Annotated in this window: 12 protein-coding genes; all 12 read right to left on the minus strand. The window is 62.8% G+C overall.

Annotation, left to right across the window (positions count from 1 at the left end):
- The 12 genes from HOP53_RS04830 to HOP53_RS04885 all read right to left on the minus strand — a co-directional run bounded on the left by HOP53_RS04830 (nucleotide 1) and on the right by HOP53_RS04885 (nucleotide 13,054).
- The gene (locus HOP53_RS04830) at nucleotides 1–1,218 is read right to left on the minus strand and encodes a phage major capsid protein (protein WP_234268954.1); all 1,218 of its coding nucleotides are present in this window, start codon (nucleotides 1,216–1,218) and stop codon (nucleotides 1–3) included.
- A gap of 350 nt (nucleotides 1,219–1,568) precedes the next feature.
- The gene (locus HOP53_RS04835) at nucleotides 1,569–1,970 is read right to left on the minus strand and encodes a hypothetical protein (protein ID WP_234268955.1); all 402 of its coding nucleotides are present in this window, start codon (nucleotides 1,968–1,970) and stop codon (nucleotides 1,569–1,571) included.
- A gap of 44 nt (nucleotides 1,971–2,014) precedes the next feature.
- Nucleotides 2,015–2,293: a helix-turn-helix domain-containing protein gene (locus HOP53_RS04840; RefSeq protein ID WP_234268956.1), complete on the minus strand. Its 279-nt coding sequence runs from the start codon at nucleotides 2,291–2,293 to the stop codon at nucleotides 2,015–2,017.
- Nucleotides 2,281–2,553, minus strand: a complete 273-nt coding sequence (locus tag HOP53_RS04845) for a hypothetical protein (protein ID WP_234268957.1) — start codon at nucleotides 2,551–2,553, stop codon at nucleotides 2,281–2,283. Before HOP53_RS04845 ends, HOP53_RS04840 begins: the two co-directional genes overlap by 13 nt.
- On the minus strand, nucleotides 2,550–2,858 hold the full coding sequence (locus tag HOP53_RS04850) for a hypothetical protein (RefSeq protein WP_234268958.1): 309 nt from the start codon (nucleotides 2,856–2,858) through the stop codon (nucleotides 2,550–2,552). Before HOP53_RS04850 ends, HOP53_RS04845 begins: the two co-directional genes overlap by 4 nt.
- A gap of 90 nt (nucleotides 2,859–2,948) precedes the next feature.
- Nucleotides 2,949–3,437 carry a hypothetical protein gene (locus HOP53_RS04855; RefSeq protein WP_234268959.1) on the minus strand — a complete coding sequence of 163 codons (489 nt, stop codon included), beginning with the start codon at nucleotides 3,435–3,437 and terminating at the stop codon, nucleotides 2,949–2,951.
- 101 nt (nucleotides 3,438–3,538) lie between these two features.
- Entirely contained in the window at nucleotides 3,539–3,829 is a 291-nt protein-coding gene (locus HOP53_RS04860) for a hypothetical protein (RefSeq protein WP_234268960.1), read from the minus strand.
- Between the two features lie 13 nt (nucleotides 3,830–3,842).
- Nucleotides 3,843–5,222 carry a site-specific integrase gene (locus HOP53_RS04865; protein WP_234268961.1) on the minus strand — a complete coding sequence of 460 codons (1,380 nt, stop codon included), beginning with the start codon at nucleotides 5,220–5,222 and terminating at the stop codon, nucleotides 3,843–3,845.
- Nucleotides 5,223–6,232: 1,010 nt separating this feature from the next.
- On the minus strand, nucleotides 6,233–6,991 hold the full coding sequence (locus tag HOP53_RS04870) for an efflux RND transporter periplasmic adaptor subunit (protein ID WP_234268962.1): 759 nt from the start codon (nucleotides 6,989–6,991) through the stop codon (nucleotides 6,233–6,235).
- Nucleotides 6,992–7,041: 50 nt separating this feature from the next.
- On the minus strand, nucleotides 7,042–8,982 hold the full coding sequence (locus tag HOP53_RS04875) for a preprotein translocase subunit SecA (RefSeq protein WP_010628713.1): 1,941 nt from the start codon (nucleotides 8,980–8,982) through the stop codon (nucleotides 7,042–7,044).
- A gap of 10 nt (nucleotides 8,983–8,992) precedes the next feature.
- Nucleotides 8,993–11,152, minus strand: coding sequence for a biotin/lipoyl-binding protein (locus HOP53_RS04880; RefSeq protein WP_234268963.1), 2,160 nt, complete (start codon nucleotides 11,150–11,152; stop codon nucleotides 8,993–8,995).
- A gap of 3 nt (nucleotides 11,153–11,155) precedes the next feature.
- A complete protein-coding gene (locus tag HOP53_RS04885; RefSeq protein ID WP_234268964.1) occupies nucleotides 11,156–13,054 on the minus strand; it encodes a GAF domain-containing protein in 1,899 nt (632 codons plus the stop codon).
- Nucleotides 13,055–13,067 lie beyond the last annotated feature (13 nt).

The following is a 13,067-nucleotide window of genomic DNA, read 5'->3' on the forward strand; positions in this document are numbered from 1 at the left end:
TCAGCCCGCCGGGGTTGCGACAACGAAGCCCTGCGGATAGCGCAGCGCCACGTCACAGGTCGCCATGGCCCGCACCTGGACCCCGCCACGGCTGTAGGCCGGCTCGGCATACGGGTTTACCAGAATGTCGATCTCGGACCAGATCCCCAGCAGCACGTGGGAGAAGTCGCCGAACAGCAGGGTTTCGGCCGGCATCTGGTTGGTGCTGCGGAACGGGCGATCATCCATCATGCCGTTCTGCAGCAGGAAGCCGGACCCGGAGCCCGCGACCTTCTCGGTGCTGGCGAGGGTGGTCTTCACGCCAGGCGCGGCCAGCCAGTGGGCGCCCTCCAGGTTCTCAAGCTCGAGCAGCTCGGCCAGCGCCAGCACTTCCGCCCAGGTGGCCGGCATGTCGGCGGTCTGGACGCCGGTCGCACCGATGATGCCCTGGGGCTCGCCAGCGCTACCGGCGCCGCGCAGAATCGCCCGGTCGAGCTGCTGGGCAATCAGGGCGGACAGGTCGCCACGCACCAGCTGCTCAATGTCGGGGCTGGACTGCTGGATCAGCTGGCGGCTCATTTCGGTCTTGCCGCCGACGTGCTTGGGCGTCAGGGTCACTTCGTCGAAGGCCATCTCACCTTCGGGCACCGGGTTGCCTTCCGTCACCCAGCCGGTTGCCAGGCCGCTGCCGTGCTTGGGAATGCTCACGTTACCGGAGAGGCCGGAGAGCACGCGAACGCCTAGCTGACGCGCCAGCAGGCGATTACGCAGGGCGGGGATATACTGGTCGGCGCGGTGATCGGTGGGCACGATCTCGCCGGCCGTGGTGGTGGTGTTCGCCCGGGTCTCCAGGGCGGCCAGCGGCACGAAGGCGCCCTGAGCCTTGCGGCCGCTGCGTCGCTCGGCTTCCTGGGCGTACTCACGCTCGGCACCGTCCAGGCTGCGGCCTTCCATCTGGGCGCGCATCACCTTCATCACGCTTACCTGACCGGCCAGGCGCTCGAAGTCGCCACCCTCGGCGCCAGCAACGGGCGCAGCAGCAGAACGGCGCTCGGTATCGGCCAGATACTCGACGCGCTCCACCTGGGCGGACAGGGTACGCTCCTCGGCCTTCAGGGCGTCGAACTGCTGGGTTTCGTCGGCGGTCAGATCGCGGCCTTCGTTGGCAGCGGCATCGACCAGGGTTTTCATGGCGGCGACCTTGGCGGAACGCTGCTCTCGAAGGGCACTTAGTTTCATCTGATTCACCTTGTCGGGTTTGGTGGGCTCACGGCTTGACTGTATATCTTACCAGTTATAGTTGCAACGTTATAACATTGCTTTTAGTGACTGGTCATACACTGCTTGCCCCTCTCCGGTGCCAGCTCAAACCAACACAGGGTGGTAACTCTAGAAAGGTCTTCAAAAATTGAAGGCGGTAATCATCGAAAAGCGGCCATAAGGCTTCAAAAATTGATGCCTTATCCAAGTCAAAAAAGCCCTAACCCTAACAAGGCTTCAATATTTGAGGGGATAGGCTTCAAATTTTGAAGGCGGTATTTAACGAAAACCCGCCTCGATGGGCGGGTTTAAAGGTGTACGCGTTCTGCTCATCCCTGGGACAGCTTCCGCTTGGGAACGATGCTCGGTGGAACGTCCAGATCCTTGCCCGGACAGTCGTCAATCCTTTCCCAGGTAAGTGCATATAGAGCGCAACGAGCTCCCTCACGGCCTCGGCGGTTGTCCCGGGTCTTGGTGATCAGGTTCCTTTCCTGAAGCTCCTTGAGCGCTTTGGAGAGTGTGCCTTCGGCCATGCCTCCCCAATCTTTCATCATCGAATGGGTCGCGGCAAGGTCACCATTATTCCATCCCCTGTACTGGCTCCCAAGCACCAGCAGCACCTTCAGCGCGGAAGGCGAGAGCTCACGAAAATCGCGGCTCTCCATCAGCAGCTTTGGCAGGGCAAGGAAGCCCCCGCGCGTCGTTACCCGTTCGCGCTTCTTCTTCGCCATGGCATCCTCCCATCAGGGGTGCTCAAGTTGAGCACCCCTTACGCTCACTGCGACTCGACCAGGTGATAACGCTGGATCGGGCGGCCGTGCTCGGATGGGTTCGGGTGCGGGTGCTTGTCGATGCGGTAACCCTTGGCGATCAAGTCACGCACAACGGCGCGGGCGTCAGCGATCGGCAAAGACCATTGCAGCTCTGCGGCACTCATAGGGCGCTGGCGCAACTGCTCTAGCACCAGCCACTGTTGAGTGTTAGGCTTGACCTTGCAGAGTGATTCTGAATTGACCCGGCCTCCCCCAAGGCCGGGTTTTTTCATTCTGGGCATGACTCAGCCTCCTCGTCAGCTTTCAGCTGCTCGATGGTGGCCTCGACTTCATCGCCAGAATCCTGAAAATATTCCGCACTCCGCTCGGCCATCTGGCGCCCTGTGGCAGCTAGCCGCTGCGCAGCAGGATCAAGCGGGTCTTGTGCCTGCATGGCCTCGACGGCCTTGAATATCGCGGCCACCTTCAGCAGGTCTTCCGTGGCCAATGACAGTTGCTCCAACTGCTGGCTATAGTCGTTGATAGTGGTTTTGCGGCTCATGACAGCACCTCCTTGGACATGGCGGCTTCGGCGGTGCTGCTATAAGCGTCACCATCAGCCAGCCAGTCGAATACATCCTTGAGGCGATACCGGACGGTCCGGCCGTGCTTGACGAACCGCGGCGCCGGCTTGCCCAACAGCAGACCAGTAGTCCGGGCCTTGCGGGCGGTTGCCGGTTGCACCGGGATCAGGTGAGGGAATACGGCTGTCTCGGGCAACTCGATCAGTGCCGGATCAAAGCCATCACGGTAGCGAGCCAGGGCACTGGCAAGAACTGGGGGAAGGTAGTTGCTATCTACATACATCGAAGGCGTCCTCATCTCTGTTTGGCGACGCTTTCGATGATGGGGGAGTTAGTCAGAGTGCAGCATTATTTGTTTATTTGAGTGCAAAAATCACTCGCTCGGGTCGCGTAGCTCGTCCGGCAAACCATACCGGCAGATCTGTTCTGCGAACTCTCCGTGCTTCTCAATCCTGTTACGCATTGCCCTATCTTTAATCCCTAGTTCTGACGCGACGAGAGCACGAGCATACGCCTCGGCAACTTTCTCACTCTCACCCGCTGCGATGTACTCAGCGCGCTTTACGAAATACCTAGCAACAGAAATGGCCTGCTTAAAATGGTCTTGCTTTGAAGATTCACCCTTGCCTTGCTTCTTCTTGATCCCGAGACGGCCCGCGAAATCTCTCAGCTTCTGATCCGATGCATTCCCGTCTCGCAATAGCTCAAGCGCGTATGCCACTGCCTTGAGGTCTTCCATGTCTGGCACCTCGCCATCATTCACAGCATCACAGAACCGATGCACCAGGGAGTTCACTCCGTAGAGCTGCCCATGATGTATCAGTTTTTTGATGGTGAGCGGACCCAATTGTTTCTCTGTCATCCTAGCGCCCCTTCATACCGTCCCACGATGAATGCCCGAAGGCCGGCGCGGGGGGATGCCGCGCCAGCCATGCCGAGAAGGTCAAATTGATCTTCTGGGGCTCACCTACCTGACGCCAAGCGCTCTTGCTCGATGCGATCAAGCAATTGCTGACGGTCGCCTGCGAAGTGTTCCAGATACTCGCCGACCATTGTCACAGCCAGGCAAAGGCCGCCGATGTTGCCTGGATCAATGGGGTGGTCGGGGTCACTCATCACCTCACCCAAGCTGCGAAGGGCGCAGGTCGCCCGACTGATTTCATAAACGAAATGGCTTACCTCCTGCTGGGCAATGTCCAGGTCAGTGGCTGGCGCGGTAGTGGCGGCGCGGATCGTGGTAGTCTTGCTGGGCATGTCGGCATCTCCTTCAGTGGTGGCCGATGTGTATGGCCCTGGGGTGCTCAACCACCCCGGGGCCTTCTTGTACCGCCTGATCGGCGGCGGAATCGTGACCCGGCGCCAGCTTGGCGAACGCCTCAACGGCATCGCGCTTGTGGTCTGGCGCCAGGTGGGCATAGAACTTGATCGTCGTCTCGATGCTGCTGTGAGCCATCAGCTTGGAGACGGTCAGAATGTCGGTACCGCCCATCACCAACTGACTAGCGAAGTTGTGGCGCAGGGTGTAGAGCTGCAGATCGTCAGGCAACCTGGCCATCTTTCGCACCGATGCCCACGGCTTTTGCATCGCCGTCCTGTCCAGGCGGTTGCCGGTGCGCGGGCTCGGGAACACGAAACCCGTCGTCGGCTGCCCCTGCTGCTTGTGCCATGTCTTGAGCACTTCCACGGCCGAACCCGATAGGGGAAATGTCTGGGGCTCGGGGCGCTTGTGGGCGGTTTTCTCGATCGTCTTCCTGATCGTTGCGAAGGTCAGGTTGACGTGCTCCCAGCGCAGGCCGAACAGGTCGCCGGGACGAAAGCCGGTATAGAACATTGTCAGGATCCACGGCGCGACGTGATCCACGTAGGCCACCCGCTCCAGGTCGGGCAGATATGCCTTGCCATGCTCACGGCTGCTGCGGCGCTGCTGGCGCTTCTCGTCTTGATACGCCTCGAGGCCGGCAAACAGTGCTTCGACCTCGTCGGCCAGCAGGTAACGGCGCTCGCTTCCCTGCTCGGCCAGCTCTTCCTCGGTGAAGGCCGGCTTCTGCAGCTTCACACCTTTCAGCGGGTGGGCAGGTATTACCTTGCGCTCGGCAGCGTGCGCCAGCAGCGCCGACAAGGCGTCATAGGATCGCTTCAGGGTGGCAAAGGCCCTGGGCTTCTTGGCGGCCTCCTGATTGGCCTGCCAGCGCTCAACGTCGGCACGCGACAGGCTGCCCATTGGCTTGTCGAGCCAGTCGGCGAAGTCTCGGGCGATTCTGTCCAGCGTGCCCTTGCCGTCCTTCCGTCGATTCTGAAAGGCGGTATATGGGCCAGTCAGATAGGCGCTCAGCGTCTGCTGGTCCTGGCGCTCTCTCTCGGCCTTGGCTTCGTCAAGCAAAGCCCGCGGGTCGCCACCCTGGGCCACAACAGCCAGCGCCTCCTTGGCATTCTTGCGCGCCTGGGCAGCGGTCAGGGTGCCATAGCGTCCCAAGGTCAGGATGCGTTGCTTTCCGGCCTTGGTGCGATAGTACAGACGGAACGTCAAGCCACGCTTGCCCGGGCGGACATGGTAGCCAGGCAGATCGGTATCAAATACGTCTTCACTCGGGGGCGCTTTGGCCAACTGATCCAGCGCGTTGGCGGTGAGCTTCAGCGTGATTGCCATATCCGTCTCGAACCAGGTAGCAAATAGGTAGCAGATTCAGGATATACCAAGGGACAAGCGGCAACAACAGGAAAGCGCAATAGCCAAGCTATCTCATTGACTGACATGCTATTTTTCCGCCTTCTTTGTTGCTGCTCGTTTCCGCTGAAATATGGATTCCACGCAATAGGGTTGCAGAGGTCGCAGGTTCGAATCCTGTCGCTCCGACCATCTGATTCGAGAAAACCGCCACTTACGGGTCATGCCGGGTGGCGGTTTTTCGTCGCTGGTAAAACTCTCGTAAAATTCTCGCAAAACTCTCGTAAAGCACCTCTCCTAAAGTACCTCCTCGCAATGCAGTCCTCACCTGGCTAGAGTGCAAGGGAATCCCCCAGGCCAAAGGAAGGTCGATGCTACGTTCTTGTACCCTCTTTTCGTTTGCACTGTTGAGCCTGGTGGCTCATGCCGATACTGCCGCGGCGGAATGCGAGCTCAGCGCCGATCAACGCGAGTTTGCACGACCAAGGTGATTTCCCAGAACCTAAGGCAGCCTGCCCGGACCGACTTTGAGTCTGGCCTACCGACGTGGTGAAGCCGTAGCGGAAGGCAGCAAGGGAAAAAGGGAAAAAGGGAAAAAGGGAAAGAAGGAGGCAAGCTTCTGAGAGTCGGTAACGTCAGGACCCTCCCTGGCCCTTGGGTGCAACGGGTAACGCTGGTTCAGTGAATGTACGCGACGAGAGCATCATTCGCCGCTTGCTGGGCCAAGGCATGGGAAGCCCAATGGTTCAGGACTTCACACACATCGGCTTCCACACGCTGCTGTGTCGGCATGAGGTTTCTCCTTTGTGACATCGAGAAACATCATGCCGCAGCTTTGTCGATATTTCATCAGGCTGACGAAACTTTGCCCTCAAGGTGCAGCATTCAACCCAAGGCTGCCATAAAACGTGCGTTTGCATTCGATTGGAGCGTGGAAATGGCTTCCATGAACATTTTGGCGCGTAAAACCGCCGCAGAGTCTGAAGCAACGCTCAATCTATTTCCCCAAGCCGACAATTGATGCCAGCCGGTATCACCCCTTGCGGATTGTCCAGCATCAAACCAATGGCAAAGGTCCCGCTCGAGGCATCGATCACGCTATCCACCCGCTGCACACGAGCCGACGCCGTTTCCTCTACTGGCGCAAGCAGCTCTATCTCCAGGTTGTCTCCCACGGCTATCGCGCCGAAAGCAGTCAATGGCAAGACCGCCTCGATGCGCAGTGGGTCGAGCTGAACCAGCTCGAGCACCGGTGTAGCGTCGATGTATTCTCCCTCCTCGGCCACACGCTGCGTGATCAAGCCCGCGAACGGGGCCCGATGCGTCATCTGCTCCAGCCGGGCGTTGGCCAGGTTGACCTGCATGCGGGCAAGGCGCATTTCCGTGTCGATCTCGTCACGCTCGCTGTCGCTGAGCATGCCGCGCTCGATCATGCGCTGGTTGCGCTGTACCCGCCGCTCGGCATAGTCGGCACGCGCACGCTCCAGCGCCACGCTTGCCAGCTCTACGTCACGCTTTAGCGTGAATAGCGTGTCCCCCGCAGCAACCCGATCGCCCGGCTCGACCTGGATGGTTTCGATCACACCCGGTACCTGGCTCGACAGAAACGCCTGCCTGCCCGGCTCGACCAGACAGCTAAGCTCGCCGAACCAGGAGTCGCCAAGCTCCTGTCCCTGCGCCTGAAGAGCGACGCTCCCCATGCCCGCCAGGCACAGCGGTAGCGTGATGCTGCGAAGAAAGCGCTGACTCATAGGTTCCCCACTCCACCGTCCGCTGACGGCTATTCGGTTGTCGGTCACAATCATTCGGACTTGCCACTGAAACCCAACTGTTCGTCCTCGCGCCAGTCGGCCTCCAACAGCCGCGCGCGTTCTCTGGCGTGGCGCGCCTCACGCCGTCGCTGAGCACGCTTCAAGCGTGTCGGCAGTTGCCCCATACGACGCTGCCACTCCGTCAGCTCATCGAGCAGAGCCTCTTCTTCACATACCACCAGTTCCACACTGCCCGGGTCGCCCTGACGCGCGCAGCGACCGGCAATCTGCCGATCCACCCGCGAGGCATCGTGGTGGCCGGCAACGATGACATGCAGCCCGCCTGCTCTCTTGACCTCTTCCTCCAGCGAAATGTCGGTGCCCCGCCCCGCCATGCTGGTAGCCACCGTCACAGCACCACGACGGCCAGCGCGGGCAACTGTATCGGCTTCTTCGGCATCCTGACGCGCGTTGAGCATGGCATGTTCGATACCGGCCTCGGCGAGCCGCTGCGACAGCGCTTCGGAGTCGGCCAGGTTGACCGTGGTCACCAGCACAGCTCTCCCCTGGCCGGCGATTTCCTGGACGCGGGTGGCAATCCACTGCCACTTGTCGGCCTGCCGTGCGAGGGATATCGTCGGCCAGTGCTGGCGTTTGCTGGGCCGGTGCGGGGGTATCGCCACCACCCGCAGACGATAGGTACGCCAGAGCTCTCCGCGCACCTCTCGCGCCGTGCCGGTCATGCCGGAAAGATGGTGGTAGCGGCGGAAGAAGCGCTGGTAGGTAAGCCGCGCCAGCGTCACGTTGGGATCACTCGGCTCGCAGCCTTCGAGTCGCTCGATCATCTGCTGCAGGCCCTTCTCCCAGCTGCGGTCTGCCATGACCCGGCCGGTGTGCTCGTCGATGATCTGCACCTTGCCGTCACGCACCAGATAATGGTGGTCACGCTGGAAATGGTGGCGCGCCACCAGCGCCTGTTGAACCAGCCACTCTCGCCGTGAACGCCCTACCCAGCCACCGCCGCCCAAGGCCTGCGCCCGTTCGGTCAGCCGCTCCCGGCCACGCTCGGTCAGATGGATCTGCCCGCTCTCCCGCACGAAATGCGTATCCTCCTCGAACTCAGCGGCAAGGGCCAGCGCCTGATCGAGCAGCGCGATATCGAGCGCGTCCTTGCCTGCCGGCCCCGAGAGAATCAGCGGCGTTCGCGCCTCGTCGAGCATCACGCTGTCGGCCTCGTCGACGATGGCGAAATGCAGACCCCGCAGCAGCAGGCGTTCGTCTTGCAGCTCACCGACCAGCCGCGCCGCATGGGCCTGAAGCGGATGGCGATGACGACCCAGCAGCTGAGTGTCGCGCAGGTAGTCGAAAACCAGCTCCTTGTTGGTGCAATAGACCACATCGGCAGCGTAGGCGGCTCGCCTCTCGTGTGGCGGCATCTCATGCACCACCGCTGCCACGCTCAGGCCCAGCGCACGGTAGACCGGGGTCATCAGCTCCGCGTCGCGAGCGGCCAGGTAGTCGTTCACGGTGATCACATGTACCGGAATTCCGGCCAAGGCAGCCGTTGCCGCCGGCAGTGTCGCCGTCAGGGTCTTACCCTCGCCGGTATGCATTTCGGCGATTCTTCCCCCCAGCATGGCCAGCCCGCCCAACAGCTGTACGTCATGATGCGCCATGCCCAGCTCCCGCCGGGAGACCTCCCGCACCAGAGCGAAGGCATGCCGAGCCAGCCGTGGCGTCACGCCCTGGCGTGCAAGCGCAAGCCGCAAGCCATCGCGCTCCTCGGCCAGCACCTGTACATCGAGTGATGCCAAGCGGGCGGCATGCCGATGTATGCCCGGCAGCTGCGAGCGCAGCCCAAGCCTACGTATCGCCGCCGGCCGATGCAGCTTCGACCTCAACCAATGCCAGGGACGCTCCAGGCTCCCCGGCGGTAGCAGGGTTCGCTCCGGACGCGTCAGTACGTCGCCGGGCAGCTTCAGCAAAGGCATGTCGGACGGCTCATAGCTCGAAAAGCCTCAGGAACGAGCGGCGCAGGTCACGCCACAGCCGGTAGCCCAGCGGCTCCGGAGCATGCTCGATACGTACGTGAACACGCCCCCCCAGATGTAACGAGCCCCCCTCCTGCAGCAATTCTCCCGCCGCAAAGTCGGCCAGATAATGTCGCCGAAACGCCCTGGGTGAACCATCGTCGGTCGTCGCACTGGGATCGACCGCCACGTGTCCGCCGCCCTGTACGCTCAGTACCGGGCTGGGTATTGCATGATCGGAACTGGGCGATACCCACAGCAGGCTGCCGGCAGCATCCCACTCATGGCCCGGCAACCGCAGTTGGACCCGACGCGTATCGTCGCGCACACGTTCTACCACATGAGCCGGCAGCAAGGTGCGAATGCGCAGATCCTCCGGACGCACCACCGACGCAACGGCCGTGCCACGATGCAGATAGCTACCCAGGCGGGGAACCCCCTCCGGCATCAGCATCAGGCCAGTATGGGGGCTGATCACCACGGTAGCGGCAGCACGCTGGCGTGCATCGTCGAGCTGACGCTCCACCGGCACCAGGGTCTCGCGCAGGATGGCAGCCGCCTGGGCATCGCGCACGTTGGCGACGAGCTCCTGCTGGATCTGGCGGATTCGCGCCTCGAGCAGGCGCACCTCCACGCCCAGCTCCGGAGCGGTAATGCGCATCAACGGATCGCCAGCCGTCACCTCCTGGCCATCCTCCACCCACAGCTCGGCGAGCTCGCCGCTGACGCCAACGCGCACCTGGGCCGGCTCGCGGCTGTCCACCACGCCATGCACATGGGTGGCGTAGGGCAGTGGAACCAGAAACAGCAGCAGCGCGACTGCCGTCAGGCTGGCAAGGAGCCAGCCCCAGGCGCGGCCACGCGAGCCTTGCAATGAATCGTCTACGGTCATGGCCTTGAGCATCTTGAACAGAGGCAGCAATAGCGTCATGGTCACCGACCAAAGGGCGAGAATGACGCCAACGAACAGATATTTGGTGGCCACGAACACGGCGATGGCCACCATGATCATCAAGCGATAGGCGAACGACGCTACGGCATAACTCACCAGCCAGCATGCCTCGCGCCGGGATCGCGCCTGACTGGTCACGTCGCGCCGGCCCAGCAGGTAACGCTTCACCGCGTAGGTCAGCTGCTGATTGGCGCGATTGAAGAGATTGGGAATCTCCAGGTAATCCGCCAGCACGTAATAGGCATCGAAGCGCAGCAATGGGTTGCCGTTGAACAGCAGCGTCGACACACCCGCGATCAGCATCACGTTGAACGCCACTGCCCGCAGCAGGCCCGGTTCGGCCGCCGCCCATACCAGCATCGCCAGCGATGCGAGAAACAGCTCGACCATGATGCCGGCCGCCCCCACCAGCATGCGGCGCGACTTGTCGGGGCAGGCAGCCGCGGCACTGGCGTCCACGTATGGCACCGGAAAGAACACCAGCAGCATCACGCCGACCTCATGTACCTCGCCCCCGGCATCCTTGGTCGCCCAGGCGTGGCCCAACTCATGGAGCGCCTTGATCAGCGGATAGATGAGCGCCAGCATCAGCAAGTTGCCGATACCGAACACCCGATCGGCCAAGTTGTCGGTAAGCGACTGCCAGTGCACCCCCGCCACTACCAGCGCCAGTAGCAGCGTTGCCAGCCACAGCACCCCACCCAGTGGGCTGATGAAAGGCCTGACCAGCGGGTAGCTGGCAGCAATGAAGCGCTCAGGATCGAGCAGCGGGATGCGAATGCCCAGAGGAGAGCGCACCAGCTGTAGCCACTTGCCCCGCTTCTGCTTCGTCTGGCGTCGGGAGAGCTCGTCGATATCGATGTCGCCGTAGCCCGAAAGCACGTTGGCCCCGTGCAGCCTTCCGATCAAGGCGATCAGCTCCTGCTGGGTCGGCATGGCATCGCCCAGCGAGGCACTCACCTGATCCCATATCTCACTCAGAGTGCGCTTGCCATCCAGCCGACCGACGATCTGATACGCCTCCGGCGTGAAGCGGTGCACCTGTCCGGTGAGGGTATCGTGCAGCACGTACCACGGCTCGCCGCGATATTCGTGGCGATGCAGGCTGGCATGATGACGCAGCCGCAAGCGCAGGTCGGCCACTCGATGCCAATGCTGGCTGAACAGCGGGCCGGCCACGCCTCAGCCCCACCAACGCCATAGCGTCAGGCGCAGCCAGTCCACCAGCTCCCGCGTCCAGATGACGATCAGCTTGTTCTCGCCGGTCTCTATCCTGGCCACGCCCTGCAGCCCCGGACGCAACTCGCGTCGCGCAGCGCCATCGATGCTCTCGGCATCGCGCACCAGGCTTGCCTCGACGACGAAGCGAGTGCTGCCATCACTGCTGCGGGTCTGCGGTGTGAGCCGTTCGATGACAAAAGGCAACCGTTCGCCGGTCATCGCCGCCAGCACCAGTTCGCCCCGCTGCCCCACCCTGACGTCATCGATGCGGCGCTCCGGCACCTCCAGTTCGAGACGGAAGTCGTCCAGCGGCGAAACCCGGAACAGCTCCTCCCCCTGCTCCACGGCACCTCCCAGTCGCTGGGTGAGATCGCCGCTGACCACCACGCCGGCAAATGGCGCCAACAGCGTGGCCCGTTCCAGCCGAGAATCCACCAGAGCCAGCCTTGCCTGGGCCTGATCGCGCTGCGCCGCCAATACGTTCATGCCGGCACGGTCGCCCCGTGCCCGCATCTCCTGCTCCTGGCGCTCGAACTTGGCCAGCTCGCTCTGCCACTGCAGGCGTTCTAGCAACAGGTCTCGGGTCTCCATGTCGGCCAGGGGCTGGCCGGCCTCGACCCTATCGCCGGGCCGCACCAGAGCCGCATCGATATAGCCACGAAACGGCGCCGTCATCACTCGCTGCTCGCGGCTCTCGAGTATCGCATCGGCGGCGATGCGCTCCTCTCCTGTCGCCAGCCAGGAGAAGGCCAATAACCCTGCCAGCACCAATCCGGTCAGCTTGTAGCCCAGGAACCCCGGGCCGAACAGCCGCCCCAACTGCTCCGACGTAGCCACCGCCATCTTCAGCGGCAACGGTCTGTCGTTGCGCCGCTTCTCTTCGAGGGCCCGGGCGCAGAGTGCCAGCAAACTCTCAAGCGCCGCTACCTCTTCGGCATCGAAGGGCATGTCGCGCTCCAGGGTAACGGCGCCGAGGGGCTCCGCTCCATCCAGCAACGGCAAGCTGACCACCGCTCCCAGCCCCGTCATGCCGCCCAGCGCCGCCTGGGCGCGCACCACACGGTGCTCCCACCCCGGCCCGTCGGGAGCCGGCCACACTGCGCTGATGCGCTGGTCCAACGCCTCGTCCATAGCAGTTTCCGTGGCGCGGATGCGATTCATCTTGCGATTGAACTGAGCGCTGTGAGAGATCTGCTCGACTCGCGTACGAGAACCGCGCCGCCAACCCAGGCTGACCCGCTCCGCTTCGAAGTGGCTGGCCAGGCGCGAGACGAGCTGCATGGCAGCGGAGGCAAAACGCGGTTCGGCGAGCACTGCCGCCAGCAGAGAAAGGTGCTGGGAAAGCCGGTCCTGGAGCTGTCGCCCGCTGCGATACGAGCGCTGCAACACGTCGCGCTCGAGAGTCGCGACGCCATCCTCGAGCCGCTGCATCAGCGGCAGCAGGGCTGTCTGCACGGCGCTATCGCGGCCCCGCAGAGCCTCGGGCAACATGACCCGCAAGGCCACCGCTCCCAGCAAGGCACCCTTTCCCGGCTGGGCACCCTCGGCCTCGTCGCTGGCCAGGTCTCGCACCGGATAACCGATGCCCAGGCTGTCTTCGCCAAGCTGGCTCACCAGCCCCCGCCCTGCGTCCCGCACCTCTTCACTGAGCGAAAGCAGTGCAGCGCCATCCGCCTGACCGGGCCACAGCGCAACGGGCTGCCACTGCTCACCCTGACGCCAGAGCACCACACCCTGGGTCACGCCGGCCCCTTCCGGGCGCGGCGCCTGCTCACAGTGCCGCGCGAGCCAACCTTGAACGCCCTGGACCTGCTGTTGCCAGGCCGCAATGGCCTGGGTCCCGCTATCGCCTAGCTGCATTACCTTCACTCTG

Source organism: Billgrantia ethanolica, from assembly GCF_021404305.1.
In the GTDB taxonomy this organism is placed as follows: domain Bacteria; phylum Pseudomonadota; class Gammaproteobacteria; order Pseudomonadales; family Halomonadaceae; genus Halomonas; species Halomonas ethanolica.